Origin of the sequence: Achromobacter sp. UBA4530, assembly GCF_002388205.1 — a bacterium.
Lineage (GTDB): Bacteria > Pseudomonadota > Gammaproteobacteria > Burkholderiales > Burkholderiaceae_B > Achromobacter > Achromobacter animicus.
Map to the genome: position 1 here is coordinate 384,703 of NZ_DGMA01000031.1, position 16,567 is coordinate 401,269.

The window sequence follows — 16,567 nt, forward strand, 5'->3', positions numbered from 1 at the left end:
CATGCCGATTCAGACCATCGAACCTCGCCGCCTGTATCGCCAGATCGCCGATCAGCTTCGCCTGCTGATCGAGGCCGGCGAGTTTCCGGCCGGTGCGCGGCTGCCGCCCGAGCGCGACCTGGCGCTGAAGCTGGGCGTGTCGCGGCCGTCGGTGCGCGAGGCGCTGATCGCGCTTGAGGTCGAAGGCTGGGTGGAGGTGCGCATGGGTTCGGGCGTGTACGTGCAAAGCCCGGGCGTCGCACCGCGCGCCAGCCTCACCGCCGAAAGCCCCCTTGAAACCATCCGCGCCCGCCGCACCATCGAAAGCGAACTGGCCGCGCAGGCCGCACTGAATCCGGTGCCCGCGCTGGTGGAGGGCCTGCGCGAAGCCGTCGACGCCATGGAAGACGAGGCACGGGCCGGCAGCGTGCCCATCCGCGGCGACCGGCTGTTTCACCTCCGCGTGGCCGAAATGGCCAACAACGCCGTGCTGGTGCGTGTCGTGGGCGAACTCTTCGACGAACGCCACAACCCGCTTTCCGTGAAGCTGGGCGATTACTTCGAGAATTCCGACAGCTGGGCCGTCGCCATCACCGAACACCGCCGCGTCATCGACGCCATTGCGGCCGGTGACGAACAGGGCGCGCGGGCCGCCATGCGTGACCATCTTTCCTGCTCGTACGACCGCCTGATGGCCAGCTGGCCCGGCGCGGCCGAAGCGTTGCGCGCTGAATAGCAATGGCTGCCGGCGCCCTGTATGGGCGCCGATGGCAGATCGCAGTCGCAGTACGAAGGTGCAGCTCCAGTAGGTGAACTCCATATGTAAAACATGACGCGTGGCCGCCGAGCCCGCCACCTCAAAGAGAGGAGACAACATGAAGCCGAGCAACGCTATCAAAGTGCTGTTTGCCGCCGTCGCGCTAGCCGTCAGCGGCTCTGCACTGGCGCAGACCAAACTGAAGTGGGCGCACGTGTACGAGACTTCCGAACCGTTCCATACCTCGTCGGTGTGGGCCGCCCAGGAAATCGAGAAGCGCACCAACGGCCGCTATCACATCGATGTCTATCCGGCCTCGCAACTGGGCAAGGAAAACGACATCAACCAGGGCCTGACGCTCGGCACGGTGGATATGATCATTTCCGGGTCCAGCTTCGCGGCCAAGAGTTTTCCGCGCATCGGCGTCACCTACTATCCCTACACGTTCCGCAGCCCCGAGCACCTGATCGCCTACACCAAGAGCGACATCTACAAAGAGCTCACGCGCGGCTACGACGAAAAGAGCGGCAACCACATCGTCGCGACCACGTATTACGGCACGCGCCAGACGACGTCCAACAAGCCGTTCACCAAGTGCAGCGAGATGAAGGGCCTGAAGATCCGCGTGCCGGACGTGGCCGCGTACCTGGCCATGCCGCGTGCCTGTGGCGCCAACACCGCGCCCATTGCGTTTGCCGAGGTTTACCTGGCCCTGCAGAACGGCACGGTCGAGGCGCAGGAAAACCCCCTGACCACGATCGAGGCCAAGAAGTTCTACGAGGTGCAGAAGAACATCATCCTCACGGGCCACATCGTCGATCACCTGAACACGGTGATCTCCGGCAAGCTCTGGAAGAGCCTGTCGGACGAGGACAAGAAGATCTTTGCGGAAGTCGCGCAGCAGGCAGCGGAAAAGGCGTCGGCCGAGGTGGCGGCGTCCGAGAAAAAGATGGTCGACGTGTTCAAGCAACGTGGCCTGACGGTGGCCGAGGTCAACATCGACGACTTCCGCAATACCGTGCTGGAGAAGGTGCCGTTCAAGCAGTACGGCTACGAGAAGTCGGACTGGGAAAAAATCCAGGCGGTGAAGTGAACCAAGGCGGGCGGGCCGTTGCCGCGGCCCGCTGCGCCTGAATGCAGCGCCTGACCGCATCGCTTCCGGCAATCGCCTGACCCGATAGCTTGACCGATCCCGCACGAGGGGAATTCCATGCACTCCAACGCGAAGGCCGCGCCGATGGCGGCCGTCAGCCATCCGCCGGAACAGCCGCCCGGCCCGCATCACGTCTCCTCGGTGGACGAGATCGTCCAGAGTTTCGAGGAAGCCGATCATCACGAAGTCAGCCTGGCCGGCTACCAGCCGGAAGACTGGATCTGTCTGGCGATGTTCTGGGCGATGGCGCTATTGGTCTTCCTGCAGTTCTTCTCGCGCTACGTGCTGAACGATTCGTACGCCTGGACCGAGGAGCTGGCGGTGTACTGCCTGATCGGCGTGGTGTTCCTGGGATCGGCGATGTGCGTGCGCGCGTGCCGCCACATCCAGGTGGACTTTCTTTACCGCTACCTGCCCAAGCCCGCCGGCCGCGTGCTGTCCACGCTGATCGACATCCTGCGCACGGCCTTTTTTGGCTATGCGGTGTGGCTGACGTACCGCTACATCGTGCTGGTGGGCGACGAGCCCATGACCACGCTGTTCTGGAACAAGGCCTTCGTGTACTGGGTGGCGCTGGCCGGGTTCGCCATGATGTTCCTGCGATCGTTGCAGGTGTCTTGGCAGAACTGGCGGCAGGGCTATTCGATCCTGGAGAATCCCGCGGCCTATGAGTCGCTGGATTGAATCGCTGGATTGAATTGCTGCACTGAATCGCTGGACAGAACCTCCCCCAATCCGCAGTGCCTTGCCAGGAGCGATACATGGGCACCCTGATAGGAAGCTTTCTGCTGTTGATGATCATGGGGCTGCCGGTGGCGGTCTCGATGGCGGGCGCGTCCCTGCTGTTCATCCTGATCTCCGGCAGCGTGCCGGACGTCGTCATTGCCCAACGCATGATTGCGGGCGTCGAGTCGTTTCCGCTGCTGGCCGTGCCGTTCTTCATCCTGGCCGGCAACCTGATGAACATCGCCGGCATCACGGGCCGCATCTACAACTTCGCGGTGGCGCTGGTCGGCTGGATGCGTGGCGGGCTGGGGCAGGTGAACATCATCGGCTCGGTGGTGTTTGCGGGCATGTCGGGCACCGCCATCGCCGACGCCGCGGGCCTGGGCACCATCGAGATCAAGGCCATGAAGGACCACGGCTACCAGACCGAGTTCGCGGTCGGGGTGACGGCCGCGTCGGCCACGCTGGGTCCCATCATTCCGCCGTCGCTGCCGTTCGTCATCTACGGCATGATGGCCAACGTGTCGATCGGGTCGCTGTTCCTGGCAGGCCTGATCCCCGGCCTGGTGCTGACCATCCTGATGATGCTCACCGTCGCCTACTACGCGCGCCGCAACAACTGGGGCGGCGACGTGGCGTTCAACTGGAAGCGGCTGGGCGGCGCGGGGCTGGAAGTGCTGATCGTGCTGGCGTTTCCGCTGTCGATCTGGCTGATGACGCTGGCGGGTGTGTCGCCCAACATCGCCACCGGCATCTCGTTCGCAGCCCTGCTGCTGCTGGACTGGAAGTTCAACTTCTCGGCGGTCATGGCGCTGATGGCGCCGGTGATCCTGATCGGCGGCATGACGCTGGGCTGGTTCACGCCCACGGAAGCCGCGGTGGCCGCCGTGATCTGGGCGCTGTTCCTGGGGCTGGTGCGCTATCGCTCCATGACGTTCAAGACGCTGGCCAAGGCCTCGTTCGACACCATCGAGACCACCGCGTCCGTCCTGTTCATCGTGACGGCCGCGTCGGTGTTTGCGTGGCTGCTGACCACGACGCAGGCCGCGCAGGCGTTGACGGACGCGATCCTGAGCGTGACGCAGAACAAGTGGGTGTTCCTGCTGATGGCGAACATTCTGATCCTGATCGTCGGGTGCTTCATCGACACCATTGCGGCCATCACCATCCTCGTGCCGATCCTGCTGCCCATCGTGCTGAAACTGGGCATCGATCCGATCCACTTCGGGCTCATCATGACGCTGAACCTGATGATCGGCCTGCTGCATCCGCCCATGGGCATGGTGCTGTTCGTGCTGGCGCGGGTGGCCAAGCTGTCGGTCGAGCGCACCACGATGGCCATCCTGCCGTGGCTGGTGCCGCTGTTCGTGGCCCTGATCGCCATCACCTACGTCCCCCAGATCACCCTGTGGCTGCCCACCGCGATGGGCATGGCCGGCAAATAAGGAACCGCGAACATGTCAGGAAGACTGCAAGGCAAGACCGCCATCGTCACCGCCGCCGGGCAGGGTATTGGGCGCGCCGTGGCAATGGCCTACGCGAATGAGGGCGCCGACGTGCTGGCCGTGGACCTGAACGGGGCCGCGCTGGAAACCCTTTCCGGCTGCCGCACGCAGGTGCTGGACGTGACCGACGCCCGCGCGGTGCGCGCGCTGGCGCAGGACGCGGGGGCGGTCGATGTGCTGTTCAATGGCGCGGGCTTCGTGCACGCCGGCACCATTCTGGACTGCGACGAAGACGCCTGGGATTTTTCGTTCAACCTGAACGTGCGCTCGATGTATCTGCTGATCCGCGCCTGCCTGCCGGCGATGTTGGCGCGTGGCTCGGGGTCCATCGTCAACATGGCGTCGGTGGCCGGCAGCATCAAGGGCGCGCCCAACCGCTGCGCCTACGGCGCCACCAAGGCAGCCGTCATCGGCCTGACCAAGGCGGTCGCCGCCGACTACGTGGGCCAGGGCATCCGCTGCAACGCGATCTGCCCGGGCACCGTCGAGTCGCCGTCCTTGCGCCAGCGCATCGACGCGCAGGCGCTGGCCAGCGGCCAGCCTGTCGCGGCGGTCGAGGCCGCCTTCACCGCGCGCCAGCCGATGGGCCGCATCGGACGCGCCGAAGAGATCGCCGCGCTGGCGGTGTATCTTGCCAGCGACGAATCCGCCTTCACTACCGGCACCGCGCAAGTGATTGACGGCGGCTGGTCCAACTGACTTCTCTTTTTCCAGCAACAAGGAAACCGCTATGAAACTGATGCGATATGGCGCCAAGGGCGCAGAAAAGCCCGCGCTGATCGACGCCCAGGGCCAGGTCCGCGACCTGTCGTCCGTCGTTGCCGACATCACCGCCCAGACGCTCGTGCCCGCCAAGCTGGCGGAACTGCGCGCGCTGGATCCGGCATCGCTGCCCCTGGTGTCGCAACCGGGCCGCGTGGCACCGCCGTGGAGCGGCATGGGCAAGTTCATCTGCATCGGCCTGAACTACGCGGACCACGCCGCCGAGTCCGGACTGCCGGTGCCGGCCGAACCCGTCATCTTCATGAAGACGACATCGGCCGTGGTGGGCTGCAACGATGCGGTCGTGCTGCCGCAGGATTCGGTCAAGTCGGACTGGGAGGTCGAGCTGGGTGTGGTGATCGGCGAGAAGGCCCGCTATGTCAGCGAGGCCGACGCCATGAAGCACGTGGCCGGCTACTGCGTGGTCAACGACGTGTCCGAGCGCGAATACCAGATCGAACGCGGCGGCACCTGGGATAAGGGCAAGGGCTGCGACACGTTCGGCCCCATCGGCCCCTGGCTGGCGACGGCCGATGAAATCCCGAATCCGCAGGACCTGGAGATGTGGCTGGAGGTCAACGGCAAGCGCTACCAGAACGGCAGTACCCGCACCATGGTGTTCGGCGTCGCGCAGCTGGTGTCGTACGTCAGCCGCTTCATGACGCTGTATCCCGGAGACCTCATCAGCACCGGCACGCCGCCCGGCGTGGGCATGGGCCAGAAGCCCGCGCCCGTCTACCTGAAGGCGGGCGACGAGATGAAACTGGGCATCGCCGGCCTGGGTGAACAGCGCCAGCGCGTCCACGCCTGGGATCCCGCGCTGATCGACGGCTGATCCGCTTCGCCCTCTTGCCTTCCGGAGTCCTCATGTCGCAGACCGATACCGCAGTCATACGCATCCACCCGGCGGACAACGTGGTGATCGCCCGGCGCCAGCTAGTCAGCGGCACGCGGCTGGAAGGCGAGGGCGTGACGGTCGTGGGGCTGGTGCCGCCCGGCCACAAGGTGGCGGTGCGCGCCATCGCGGCCGGCGAGCCGGTGCGCCGCTACAACCAGATCATCGGCGTGGCGCGGCAGGACATCGCGCCCGGCCAGCACGTCCACACGCAGAACCTGGAGTTCTCGGATTTCGAGCGCGACTACGCGGTCGGGCAGGATGCGCATCCGACGGACTTTGTGGACGCGCCGGCCATGTTTGACGGCATCGTGCGCGCGGACGGCCGCATCGCCACCCGCAACTACATCGGCATCCTGACCAGCGTGAACTGTTCGGCCACGGTGGCCCGCGCCATCGCCGACCACTTCCGCCGCGACATCCGGCCCGAGGCGTTGGCCGCCTGTCCGAACGTGGACGGCGTCGTGGCGCTGACGCACGGCGCGGGCTGTGCCACCGGCAGCGACGGCGAACCGCTGCGCGTGCTGCGGCGCACACTGGGCGGCTACGCGCGGCATGCCAACTTTGGCGGGCTGATGGTCGTGGGGCTGGGATGCGAGACCAACCAGATCGGCGGGCTGATGGAACAGGAGCACCTGCGGGAAAGCGGCATGCTGCACACGTTCAACATCCAGGACACGGGCGGCACGCGCAAGACGGTGGCGCTCGGGATCGAACTGGTCGAACGCATGCTGGAGCAGGCCAACCGTGTCGAGCGCCAGGCCGTGCCCGCCAGCCATTTGACCGTGGGCCTGCAATGCGGCGGGTCGGACGGCTATTCGGGCATCAGCGCCAACCCGGCGCTGGGTGCGGCGGTGGACCTGCTGGTGCGTCACGGCGGCACGGCGATCCTGTCCGAGACGCCCGAAATCTACGGTGGCGAACACCTGTTGACGCGCCGGGCGCAGACATCCGCCGTGGCGGACAAGCTGCTGGCGCGCGTGCGCTGGTGGGAAGACTACTGCGCCCGCAACGACGCCGAGATGGACAACAACCCCTCGGCCGGCAACAAGGCGGGCGGCCTGACCACCATCCTGGAAAAATCGCTGGGCGCCATCGCCAAGAGCGGCACGACCAACCTCACTGACGTCTATGAATACGCCGAGCCCGTGCACACCCGCGGGCTGGTCTTCATGGACACGCCGGGCTACGACCCGGTCTCGGCCACCGGTCAGGTGGCCGGTGGTGCCAACCTGATCTGCTTCACGACCGGCCGCGGGTCCGCCTATGGCTGCGCGCCCGCACCATCGCTCAAGCTGTCCACCAACACGGCGCTGTGGCAGCGCCAGGCCGACGACATCGACATCAACTGCGGCGAAGTGGTCGACGGCGCCCAAAGCGTGGCGCAGATGGGCGAGCGAATTTTTCAGCTCATGCTGCAGACGGCGTCGGGCCGTCGCACCCGCAGCGAGACGCATGGCTACGGGCAAAACGAATTCGTTCCGTGGCAACTTGGCGCGGTGATGTAGCGAAGACGGCTCGGGGCGTGCTATACCCTGGCGTCGCCCCTTTTAGACATTGCGCACTCATGCTTGAACGTCTGAATTCCGAGTCATTGCCACGTCTGCCCGCCGACGTGGAAAAGCCCAGCTACGACCGCAGCCGGCTGACGCCTGGCATCGTCCATCTGGGATTGGGCGCTTTTCACCGGGCGCATCAGGCGGTGGTCACGGACCAGGCCATGCAGGCCAGCGGCGACCTGAGCTGGGGCATCCTGGGCGTGTCCCTGCGCCATCCCGCCACGCGCGATGCGCTGACGCCGCAGGACGGCCTGTATACCCTTGCCGTGCGCGACGCCGGCCCGGACGGGCAGGACCGCGAACACCTGCGCATCGTCGGTTCCGTGCTGCGCGTGATGGTGGCCGACGAAGACCCCAACGCGGTCCTCGAACGCATCGCGTACCCGCAGACTCGCATCGTCAGCCTGACCGTGACGGAAAAGGGCTACAGCCACGAACCCGCCACCGGCCACCTGCGCTGGGACGATCCCGACATCCTGCACGACCTGGAAGACCCCATCCGGCCCCGCAGCACCATCGGCATTCTGGTGCACGGTCTGGCCTTGCGCCGCGAGCGCGGCCTGCCGCCGATCACGCTGATGTCATGCGACAACTTGCGCGGCAACGGCGATACGCTGCGCAGCCTGGTGCTGGCGTTTGCGCTGCGGGTGGACGTGACGCTGGCCGACTGGATCGACCGCAATTGCACGTTCCCGAATTCCATGGTCGACCGCATCGTGCCGGCCACCGAAGACCAGGACCGCCAGCGGATCGCCGGCCGCCTGGGCGTCGAGGACGCCTGGCCCGTGCTGGGTGAGCCCTACCTGAACTGGGTCATCGAAGACAAGTTCGCCGCCGGCCGCCCGGCGTGGGACGCGCAGGGCGGCGCGACCTTCGTGAGCAACGCGGCACCCTATGAACGGCTGAAGCTGCGCATGGTCAGCGGGCCGCATTCGGCGCTGGCCTACCTGGGCGCGACGTTGGGCCTGCACACCATGGCCGACGCCGCCAACACCCCGGCGCTGCGCGCGTTCATCGAGGCCATGATGCGCGAGGAGATCGCGCCCACCCTGCGCGGCATTCCCGATGCGGGGCTGGTCGAGTACCGTCTGCGCTTCCTGAACCGGATTTCCAATCCGGCGCTGCCGCATCCGCTGGCGCAGATCGTCATGGACGGATCGCAAAAGCTGCCCCAACGCCTGCTGGACACGATCCGCGACCGCCTGCGCGCCGGCCACGGCATTGATCGCCTGTGCCTGGCGGTGGCCGCGTGGCTGAACTACCTGCGCGGCGAAGACGAGCAGGGCGGCGTTTACGCCATTCAGGATCCGATCGCGGCACGACTGGACCGCCTGCTGTCGCGCGCCGAGGTGGCCGCGCATGCCGCCAAGCCGTCGCAGGCGGCGCAGCGGCGCGCGACGGTGCTGGCGCGCTTCAAACCCGTGTTCGGCGACCTGGGCGATTCGGCCGTGTTCGTTGAATGCCTGACCAAGCATCTTGAAGCGCTGCGCGAACACGGCGTCCTCCACGCCGTGAAGGCAGCCACCTAGGAGACCCGCATGGACGCCGGCAGCCGCGTGACCGCCGATGATTGGGAACGCTGGGCCGAGGCGTGCCTGCTGGCGCAGGACTTTTCCGCCGGCGACGCGCGGTGCCTGGCGCACAGTCTGGCGCAGACCAGTCTGTGGGGCATCGATTCGCACGGCATCGCGCGGCTGCCGCATTACCTGAATCGCGTGGCGCACGGCTCGATCCTGGCGCGGCCCGACGTGCGCATCGAACGCACCGGGCCGGGCACGGCGCAGGTGCATGGCGGCCGGGGGCAGGGCATCGTGGTGGCGCATCGGGCCAATGCGTTGGCCATCGAGATGGCCCGTGAGACCGGCGTGGCGGCGGTCGGCGTCAGCGATTCCTCGCACTGCGGGGCGATCGGGCTGTACAGCCGTGCGGCGGCCCGGCAGGGCTTGATCGGCATTGCTTTCACTCACTCGGATTCGATCGCCGCGCCCTATGGCGGGCGTGCAGCCTTCTTCGGCACCAATCCCATCTCGCTGGCCTTTCCGCGTGCGGACGGCGCGCCGCTATGCCTGGACATGGCCACGACCGCCATTCCGTGGAACCGCGTCATGAATGCCCGGCGCGACGGTGTCGCGTTGCCGGCGGGCGTGGCGCTGGACGAGAACGGCGCGGACTGCACCGACGCGCACGCCGCACGCGCCCTGCGACCCCTGGGCGGCGAGGAATACGGCTACAAGGGCTATGGCCTTGCGATGATGGTCGAGCTGCTGTGTGGTCCGCTGAACGGCAATCCGTTCGGCCCGCACATCTCGTCGATGTACGAGGCGCTGGACCAGCCGCGCGAACTGGGCGCGTTCTTCATCGTCATTGATCCGGCGCGCTTTGCCGGGGGCGCGGCGCTGGCTGCGGTGGTGGCGGGGATGGCCGTCGAGCTGTCGCAGGCGCCGGGCGCGCCCCGCATGCCCGGTGATCCGGAGGCCGACCACGAGCGGGAACGGCAACAGCTAGGTCTGCCCGTGCCGCCCGCGCTGTGGGACGAGATGCAGGCCTGGAGCAGCCGGCTGGGCGTCGCGCTGCCGGCGACGCGCCAGGCGTAGTGGCGTAACGCGCGGTCCTGTTCCTACACCCCCAGGTACTGCAGCAGCCGCGCTTCGTCGTCCAGGAATTCCTGCGACGTACCCGTCCACGCAACGCGCCCCTTTTCCACGATGGCGTGGCGGTCGGCGGTGGCCAGCAGCGGCTCCAGGTTCTTGTCGATGCACAGCACGGCCAGACCGGTCTGCTTCAGCGTGTCCAGCGCGGCCCAGATTTCTTCGCGCACCACGGGCGCGAGCCCTTCGGTCGCTTCATCCAGAATCAGCAGCCGGGGATTGGTCAGCAATGCGCGGCCGATGGCCAGCATCTGCTGTTCGCCGCCCGACAGGTGGCTGCCCAGGTGTTTGGCGCGTTCAGACAGGCGCGGGAACAGCGCGTACACCCGTTCCAGCGTCCAGGGCTGCGCCGCGCCTTGCCGGTTGTGCGCGGTGGCCACCAGGTTCTCTCGCACCGACAGATTGGGAAAGACATGGCGGCCTTCGGGCACCAGCCCGATGCCGCGCTGCGCCACCTTGTAGGAAGGCAGCCGCCCGATGTCCACGCCATCGAAAGTGATGGCGCCGCGCGAGGCGGAATTCAGGCCCATCACCGCCTTGACGGTGGTGGACTTGCCCATCCCGTTGCGTCCCAGCAGGGTCACAAATTCTCCCGGCGCGATGTCCAGGTCAATGCCGAAGAGCGCCTGGCTGGCGCCGTAATGCGCGGTGACGCCGCGCAGCGAGAGCAGGGCAGTCATGCGCGCGCCTCCCGGGGGCGGCCGCGTTCGCTGCCCAGATAGCATTCGCGAACCTGCGGATCGTCGCGGATCTGGTCGGCGGTGCCGCACGCGAGCGCGCGGCCGTACACCAGCACGGTGATGCGGTCGGACAGGGCGAAGACGGCCTGCATGTCGTGTTCCACCAGGAGGATCGTGTAGCGGCCGCGCAGCGACAGCAGCAGTCGCGTCATGGCCTCGGATTCGTGCTGGCTCATGCCCGCCATGGGCTCGTCCAGCAGCAGTAGCGACGGCTGGCACGCCAGCACCATGGCCAGTTCAAGCTGTCGCAATTCGCCGTGCGCCAGTTCGCTGGCCGGCGTGCCTTCGCGCGCCGACAGGCCGGCCAGGGCCAGCGCCTCGCGGGCGGGTTCGGTCAATGCTGGTGTTGACAGCACGGGCCGCCAGAACCGGAAGCTATGGCCGCGCCGCGCCTGCACCGCCATCGCCACATTCTCCAGCGCGGTGAACGGTTTGAAGACCGAGGTGATCTGATACGAGCGCGCCAGGCCGTGTCGCACGCGTTTTTCCACCGGCATGCGCGTGACATCCCTGCCGTCGAGCAGCACGCGTCCGGCGTCGGGCCGAAGCTCGCCGCTCAGCTGCCCGATCAGCGTGGTCTTGCCGGCGCCGTTGGGGCCGATCACGGCGTGCAGTTCGCCGCTGGCCACGTCCAGCGACAGCTTGTCGGTGACCGTCAGCCCGCCGTAGCGCTTTTCCAGGTTCTCGATGCGCAAGGCGCTCATTGCGGCTCTCCGGTGGGATGGCGAGCCGCCTTGCTGGGCAGACGCCACGGCGCGGCCGACAGGCTGCCATAGACACCGCGCCGCGAGGCAAGCACCACGCCGACGATCAAGAGGCCCATGACCAGCATCCAGTGCTCGGTGATGAGCTTCAATCCTTCCTCCAGCAGCAGGAACGCCAGCGCGCCCGCCACCGGGCCGAACAGCGTGCCGATGCCGCCTAGCGCCACCATCACGATCAGTTCGCCGGAGGTCGTCCACGCCAGGTAAGACGGCGAAACGTACATGGTCAGGTTCGCCAACAACACGCCCGCGACGCCGCAGATGACGGCGGAGATCACATAGGCGGCAAGCCGGTACCGCAGCGTGGGAAAGCCCAGCGCGCGCATGCGGCGCTCGTTGGCCTGGCAGCCGCGCAGGGCCATGCCGAAGGGCGCGTGGATCAACCGGTGCATCAGCCACAGCACCAGCAACAGCACGCCGAAGGCCGTGCAATACAGCGCGAGCGGCGTGTCCAGCCGGAAGAGGCCAAAGTCGCTGCCGGCAAAGAGCGACATGCCGTCGTCGCCGCCAAAGCCTTCCAGCCCCGTCGCCAGAAAATAGAACATCTGGGCGAAGGCGAGCGTAATCATGATGAACGCGATGCCGTTGGTGCGCATGACCACATACCCGCTGACGATCCCGACGACCGCACACGCGCCGATGGCGCCAGCAAGATGCCACCAGCCGCTTTCGATGCCGTAGTGCGACAGCACGCCGACGGAATAGGCGCCCAGACCCAGATACAGCGCATGGCCGAAGCTCACCATGCCGCCGTAGCCCAGCAGCAGATTGAGCGCCAGCGCCGCAATGCCGTAGACCAGCACGCGGCCGAATAGCGCCAACAGAAACGGTTCACCTTGCCACTGCGCGTAAAGCGGCACCAGCGCGAACAACAGCAGCAGCGCGGCGGCGGCCAGCGTGCGGGGAGATAACGTGAACATGGCGTCGCCGTCCTTATCCGTGCCTGACGGGAAAGAGGCCTTGCGGCCGCATCGCCAGCACCAGCGCCATGACGATGTAGATCAGCATCGACGCGATGGCCGGGCCCGCGGCATTGGCTGCAGCCGGGGGCAGGGCGGCGCGCAGCAGGGTCGGCAGCAGCGCGCGGCCCAGCGTGTCGATCAGCCCGACCATCAGCGCGGCCAGGAACGCGCCGCGCACCGAGCCGATGCCGCCGATCACGATGACGACCAGAGTCAGGATCAGAATGGGTTCGCCCATGCCCGTCTGCGCCGAAAGAATGGGACCAGCCATCAGTCCGGCGAGGCCCGCCAGCACCGCGCCCAGCACGAACAGCAGCGTGTTCAGGCGCGCGATGTTCACACCCAACGCGCCGACCATCATGCGATCGGTAGACCCGGCGCGGATCAGCATGCCGAGCCGCGTGCGATGGATCAGCAGGTAGCACCCCGCCGCAACCAGCAGCCCGACCACGATGATGAGAAACCGGTACAGCGGATACGTGACGCCCAGGATGTCGATGGTGCCGGACAGCCAGGACGGCAGCCCCATGCTGATCGGCGCCGGCCCCCACAGGATGCGAGTCAGTTCATTGAAGAACAGGATGAAACCGAACGTGGCCAGCACCTGATCCAGGTGATCGCGTGGATACAGCCGCGCCAGCGCGATCCGGTCCAACAGCAGTCCAAGCAGCGCCATGCCCGCGACGACCGCGGCGGCGGCCAGCAGGAACGAGCCGGTGTGCCGGAACACGGTGGCCGCGATGAACGCGCCCATCATGTACAGCGACCCGTGCGCCAGGTTGATGAAATTCATGATGCCGAACACCAGCGTCAAGCCGGCGGCCAGCAGGAACAGCAGGATGCCGAGTTGCAGGCCGTTCAAGGCCTGCACCAGCAGCAGCGTCGTGGACATGGCTACACCCCCTTGCTGACGGCCCTCGGGGCCGCCCGCTTCACTTCATGACGCACTGGGCGGCGTACTGATCAGAGACCTTGGACAGGTCGGGGAAGATGGGGCCCTTGTTGACGAACGCGACCTTGCCGTCGGCGTTCTCGGCCACGTCGGCACGGAAGAACCCGGCCACGGGGAAGTGGTTGGGCTGATAGCGGAATTCGCCGCGCACGGATTGGAAGTCGGCGGCCTCCAGCGCCTTGCGCAACGCGTCCTTGTCGTCGGTCTTGCCGCCGGTCTTCTTGAGCGCCGAGCCGATCAACTGGGCGGCGTCATAGGATTGCGCGGCGTAGCTGGACGGCTCGCGTCCATATTTCTGACGGAAGGCTGCGGCAAAGGCCTTGTTGGCGGCGTTGTCCAGGTCGGGGGAGTACGGCACGTTGGTGACGGCGCCCAGCGCGTCCTTCTGCAGCGCGGGCAACGTGGCGCCGTCGATGGTGTCGACCGACAACAGCGGGATCTTGCCGAAGAGGCCGGCCTGGCGATACTGCTTGATGAAGTTCACGCCCATGCCGCCAGGAAAGAAGACGTATGCGGCGTCGGGCTTGGCGTCGGCCAGCGCGGCCAGTTCGACGGAGTAGTCGGGCTGGTTGACCTGCGTGAACACTTCGTTGACGACGTCGCCTTTGTAGAAGCGCTTGAAGCCGGCCATGGCGTCCTTGCCGGCCTGGTAGTTGGGGGCCAGCAGATAGACCTTCTTGAACCCCATCTGGTTGGCCATTTCGCCGCTGCCTTCGTGGCGCTGGGTGTTGTTCCAGGACGTGGAGAAGAAGAACGGCGAACAGTCCTTGCCGGCAAGATTGGTGGGGCCGGCGTTGGAGCCGACGAGGAATACGCCGGCGCTGGTCACAGGCCGCACGACGGCGAGCATGACGTTGGAGTAGACGACGCCGGTGATGATGGGCACCTTGTCGCTTTGCACAAGCTTGCGGGCGGCCTGGACGCCGACCTCGGGCTTGAACTGATCGTCTTCCTTGATGACCTGCACGGCCACGCCGCCGAGCTTGCCGCCGCCTTGGTCGACGGCGAGCATGAAGCCGTCGAGCTGGTCTTGGCCGAGCACGGAGCCGGGACCGGTCAGCGTGGTCAGCAGGCCGATCTTGACGTCGGCCTGCGCGGCCGCGTGTAGCGACAGCCCGAGCACCGCGGCGGCGGCCAGCGTATGGATGCGTTTCATGTGATTCCCCTTGCTATGCCGTGTGTCACGGTCGTGGATGTGATGGCGCGCGGGTGCGTGGATTCGCTGGCGCGTGGTTTCACTGCTGCGCTACTGCATCATTGCAGCCCTATTTCATTGCTGCGCCTGCAAGCCAAAGAAGGTCATCGTGTTGCGGAACAGAATCTTCTGCTGCACGCCGGGCACCAGGTCTGCGTGGGTGACGAGCTTGCCGACTTCCTGTTCGCCCAGCGGATAGGGGTAGTCGGAGCCGAGCAGGACGCGGTCTTCGCCCATGACGTCGATGAGCAGGCGTAGCGATCGCGGGTCGAAGACGGCGCTGTCGGTGTAGAAGCGGTCGGTGTACGACGATGGCGGACGCGGGCAGTCTTCGCGGACGATGTCGCGATGGCGCCAGGCGTTGTCGACCCTTCCGAGCAGGTACGCAAAGCTGCCGCCGCCGTGGGCGAAGCACAGCTTGAGGCTGCGGGGAATGCGTTCGAAAGCGCCGGACAAGATCAGGGACAGGATGCCGAGCTGGGTTTCGGCGGGCATGGCGACAAGCCACGGCAGCATCCATTTCTTCATGCGGCCGTCGGTCATCATGTCCCACGGATGCACGAGGACGGGGATGTCGTCGTTGGCGCAGTGGACGAGGAACTGGACAAGCGTGTCGTCGTCGAGGTCGCGCGGGCCGACGTGGTTGCCGATCTGGACGCCTAGATGGCCGGCGGCGCGTGACCGAGTCGCTTCGCGGCAGGCGAGGTCGAGGTCTTGCAGGGGAACCTGGGCCAGGGATTTGAGGCGCGCGGGGGCGTGGGCGCAGTGTTCGAGCGCCAGGTCGTTCATGCGTGCGGCCCAATCGGCGGCAGCCTGCGCGGGGTAGGTGTAGCCGAACATGATGGGCGTGGCGCACAGGATCTGGACATCGACGCCGTGACGGTCCATCTGCTCAATGCGCAGCGCGGGATCCCAGAGGGTGGCGTCGACGGGGCGGAATGGGCGGTCGCCAGCCATGATCTGGCCGGTCGTGCCGTTGCCGTCGGGACGCAGCCAGGGCGCGTTGACGGGGTCAAGCGCAGCGGCTTCCTGCCGGGTGATCGGCGGGAAGAAGTGCGCGTGCATGTCGATTTTCTGGATCATCTTAGGTGGATGCCTGGGCGGGGGTGGGCTGCGCGGACGGGGCTTGGCCTTTGCCGGGATGGATTTCGCCGCAGCCGGGGCAGGTGCGTTTTTCCTGGCTTTGGTAGAAGGCCTGGAAGAGCGGGGGCAGGTCGGTGACGATGCTCTTGAGCTGGACTTCGACGCGATGCACGAGGTGGCGGCAATGCGGGCAGTACCACTCGAATCCGTCGAGCAGGCCTTCTGGGCGCTGGCGTTCGATGACGAGACAGGCGCTGTCGGTTTCGGGGCGTTGGGGGGAGTGGCGGACGTGCGGGGGCAAGAGGAAGATGTCGCCTTCCTTCAAGTCGACGCGTTCGGGTTTGCCGTCGATCCACAGGGATAGCCAGGCGTTGCCGCGTATCTGGTAGAAGAACTCTTCCAGCGGGTCGTCGTGGTAGTCAGTGCGATGGTTGGGTCCGCCGACTACGGTGACGATGAAGTCGCTGTCTTGCCAGATCTGCTGGTTGCCGACGGGGGGCTTGAGCAGATGCGCGTGGTCTTGGATCCAGCGCTGGAAATTCAACGGCGGGCCGTAGGCAGGCATGAGGAACTCCGTGGTGTCGCTTGATGAGGGAGAGTCTAGGCGGGGGAGCTGGGGGCTGCACAATAGAAATTGTGGGGGTGGATATGCGGGTTATCTATCGCGGGGTTTCCCTGGGGTCTCAGTCGTTTAACGCAGGGACTTAGCTTTCGAAGCGCGAGGCGGTTCAATGGCGGGCGCAACGGGGTGTGCAGGTGTTGGGGCACATTCAAGGCGAGCGGATTGAGTATTGAGAGGACTTGTTCGATCTTGAGAGGAGTGGATCGATCTTGGTGCCAACGGATGGTTCTTAAGGCGCCGGGCGCGTCGTCGGCCTGGGGCGCGC

Annotated in this window: 16 protein-coding genes; 9 read left to right on the forward strand and 7 right to left on the reverse strand. The window is 66.5% G+C overall.

Annotation, left to right across the window (positions count from 1 at the left end):
* The first annotated feature begins 1 nt into the window (after nt 1).
* The 9 genes from B2W22_RS22875 to B2W22_RS22915 all read left to right on the forward strand — a co-directional run bounded on the left by B2W22_RS22875 (nt 2) and on the right by B2W22_RS22915 (nt 9,930).
* A complete protein-coding gene (locus B2W22_RS22875; RefSeq protein WP_175122570.1) occupies nt 2–715 on the forward strand; it encodes a FadR/GntR family transcriptional regulator in 714 nt (237 codons plus the stop codon).
* A 139-nt stretch (nt 716–854) separates the two neighbouring features.
* Nucleotides 855–1,829, forward strand: coding sequence for a sialic acid TRAP transporter substrate-binding protein SiaP (locus B2W22_RS22880; RefSeq protein WP_175122571.1), 975 nt, complete (start codon nt 855–857; stop codon nt 1,827–1,829).
* 117 nt (nt 1,830–1,946) lie between these two features.
* Nucleotides 1,947–2,573: a TRAP transporter small permease gene (locus B2W22_RS22885; protein WP_175122572.1), complete on the forward strand. Its 627-nt coding sequence runs from the start codon at nt 1,947–1,949 to the stop codon at nt 2,571–2,573.
* Between the two features lie 77 nt (nt 2,574–2,650).
* On the forward strand, nt 2,651–4,060 hold the full coding sequence (locus B2W22_RS22890; RefSeq protein WP_175122573.1) for a TRAP transporter large permease: 1,410 nt from the start codon (nt 2,651–2,653) through the stop codon (nt 4,058–4,060).
* A gap of 12 nt (nt 4,061–4,072) precedes the next feature.
* Complete coding sequence (locus tag B2W22_RS22895) at nt 4,073–4,819, forward strand: SDR family oxidoreductase (RefSeq protein WP_175122574.1); 747 nt, start codon at nt 4,073–4,075, stop codon at nt 4,817–4,819.
* A gap of 31 nt (nt 4,820–4,850) precedes the next feature.
* On the forward strand, nt 4,851–5,717 hold the full coding sequence (locus tag B2W22_RS22900; protein ID WP_286939646.1) for a fumarylacetoacetate hydrolase family protein: 867 nt from the start codon (nt 4,851–4,853) through the stop codon (nt 5,715–5,717).
* A gap of 32 nt (nt 5,718–5,749) precedes the next feature.
* On the forward strand, nt 5,750–7,285 hold the full coding sequence (locus B2W22_RS22905; protein WP_286939647.1) for a UxaA family hydrolase: 1,536 nt from the start codon (nt 5,750–5,752) through the stop codon (nt 7,283–7,285).
* Nucleotides 7,286–7,344: 59 nt separating this feature from the next.
* Nucleotides 7,345–8,865: a mannitol dehydrogenase family protein gene (locus tag B2W22_RS22910; RefSeq protein WP_175137542.1), complete on the forward strand. Its 1,521-nt coding sequence runs from the start codon at nt 7,345–7,347 to the stop codon at nt 8,863–8,865.
* Between the two features lie 9 nt (nt 8,866–8,874).
* Nucleotides 8,875–9,930: an Ldh family oxidoreductase gene (locus B2W22_RS22915; RefSeq protein ID WP_286939648.1), complete on the forward strand. Its 1,056-nt coding sequence runs from the start codon at nt 8,875–8,877 to the stop codon at nt 9,928–9,930.
* A gap of 23 nt (nt 9,931–9,953) precedes the next feature.
* Here B2W22_RS22915 and B2W22_RS22920 read toward each other — a convergent pair whose 3' ends face one another.
* The 7 genes from B2W22_RS22920 to B2W22_RS22950 all read right to left on the reverse strand — a co-directional run bounded on the left by B2W22_RS22920 (nt 9,954) and on the right by B2W22_RS22950 (nt 16,245).
* On the reverse strand, nt 9,954–10,664 hold the full coding sequence (locus tag B2W22_RS22920; RefSeq protein ID WP_175122579.1) for an ABC transporter ATP-binding protein: 711 nt from the start codon (nt 10,662–10,664) through the stop codon (nt 9,954–9,956).
* Nucleotides 10,661–11,428, reverse strand: a complete 768-nt coding sequence (locus B2W22_RS22925; protein ID WP_175122580.1) for an ABC transporter ATP-binding protein — start codon at nt 11,426–11,428, stop codon at nt 10,661–10,663. Before B2W22_RS22925 ends, B2W22_RS22920 begins: the two co-directional genes overlap by 4 nt.
* Nucleotides 11,425–12,408: a branched-chain amino acid ABC transporter permease gene (locus B2W22_RS22930; RefSeq protein WP_218342914.1), complete on the reverse strand. Its 984-nt coding sequence runs from the start codon at nt 12,406–12,408 to the stop codon at nt 11,425–11,427. Before B2W22_RS22930 ends, B2W22_RS22925 begins: the two co-directional genes overlap by 4 nt.
* Before the next feature lie 13 nt (nt 12,409–12,421).
* Nucleotides 12,422–13,342, reverse strand: coding sequence for a branched-chain amino acid ABC transporter permease (locus B2W22_RS22935; protein WP_175122582.1), 921 nt, complete (start codon nt 13,340–13,342; stop codon nt 12,422–12,424).
* Nucleotides 13,343–13,382: 40 nt separating this feature from the next.
* Nucleotides 13,383–14,558, reverse strand: coding sequence for an ABC transporter substrate-binding protein (locus B2W22_RS22940; protein WP_175122583.1), 1,176 nt, complete (start codon nt 14,556–14,558; stop codon nt 13,383–13,385).
* A gap of 114 nt (nt 14,559–14,672) precedes the next feature.
* Complete coding sequence (locus tag B2W22_RS22945) at nt 14,673–15,680, reverse strand: amidohydrolase family protein (protein ID WP_175122584.1); 1,008 nt, start codon at nt 15,678–15,680, stop codon at nt 14,673–14,675.
* A gap of 1 nt (nt 15,681) precedes the next feature.
* The gene (locus B2W22_RS22950) at nt 15,682–16,245 is read right to left on the reverse strand and encodes a 3-hydroxyanthranilate 3,4-dioxygenase (RefSeq protein WP_175122585.1); all 564 of its coding nucleotides are present in this window, start codon (nt 16,243–16,245) and stop codon (nt 15,682–15,684) included.
* Nucleotides 16,246–16,567: the final 322 nt, after the last annotated feature.

Excerpts from the sequence above, each read along its gene's own strand:
- B2W22_RS22875 (WP_175122570.1), top strand. The coding sequence starts at position 2 with ATGCCGATTCAGACCATCGAACCTCGCCGCCTGTATCGCCAGATCGCC.
- B2W22_RS22880 (WP_175122571.1), top strand. The coding sequence starts at position 855 with ATGAAGCCGAGCAACGCTATCAAAGTGCTGTTTGCCGCCGTCGCGCTA.
- B2W22_RS22885 (WP_175122572.1), top strand. The coding sequence starts at position 1,947 with ATGCACTCCAACGCGAAGGCCGCGCCGATGGCGGCCGTCAGCCATCCG.
- B2W22_RS22890 (WP_175122573.1), top strand. The coding sequence starts at position 2,651 with ATGGGCACCCTGATAGGAAGCTTTCTGCTGTTGATGATCATGGGGCTG.
- B2W22_RS22895 (WP_175122574.1), top strand. The coding sequence starts at position 4,073 with ATGTCAGGAAGACTGCAAGGCAAGACCGCCATCGTCACCGCCGCCGGG.
- B2W22_RS22900 (WP_286939646.1), top strand. The coding sequence starts at position 4,851 with ATGAAACTGATGCGATATGGCGCCAAGGGCGCAGAAAAGCCCGCGCTG.
- B2W22_RS22905 (WP_286939647.1), top strand. The coding sequence starts at position 5,750 with ATGTCGCAGACCGATACCGCAGTCATACGCATCCACCCGGCGGACAAC.
- B2W22_RS22910 (WP_175137542.1), top strand. The coding sequence starts at position 7,345 with ATGCTTGAACGTCTGAATTCCGAGTCATTGCCACGTCTGCCCGCCGAC.
- B2W22_RS22915 (WP_286939648.1), top strand. The coding sequence starts at position 8,875 with ATGGACGCCGGCAGCCGCGTGACCGCCGATGATTGGGAACGCTGGGCC.
- B2W22_RS22920 (WP_175122579.1), bottom strand. The coding sequence starts at position 10,664 with ATGACTGCCCTGCTCTCGCTGCGCGGCGTCACCGCGCATTACGGCGCC.
- B2W22_RS22925 (WP_175122580.1), bottom strand. The coding sequence starts at position 11,428 with ATGAGCGCCTTGCGCATCGAGAACCTGGAAAAGCGCTACGGCGGGCTG.
- B2W22_RS22930 (WP_218342914.1), bottom strand. The coding sequence starts at position 12,408 with ATGTTCACGTTATCTCCCCGCACGCTGGCCGCCGCCGCGCTGCTGCTG.
- B2W22_RS22935 (WP_175122582.1), bottom strand. The coding sequence starts at position 13,342 with ATGTCCACGACGCTGCTGCTGGTGCAGGCCTTGAACGGCCTGCAACTC.
- B2W22_RS22940 (WP_175122583.1), bottom strand. The coding sequence starts at position 14,558 with ATGAAACGCATCCATACGCTGGCCGCCGCCGCGGTGCTCGGGCTGTCG.
- B2W22_RS22945 (WP_175122584.1), bottom strand. The coding sequence starts at position 15,680 with ATGATCCAGAAAATCGACATGCACGCGCACTTCTTCCCGCCGATCACC.
- B2W22_RS22950 (WP_175122585.1), bottom strand. The coding sequence starts at position 16,245 with ATGCCTGCCTACGGCCCGCCGTTGAATTTCCAGCGCTGGATCCAAGAC.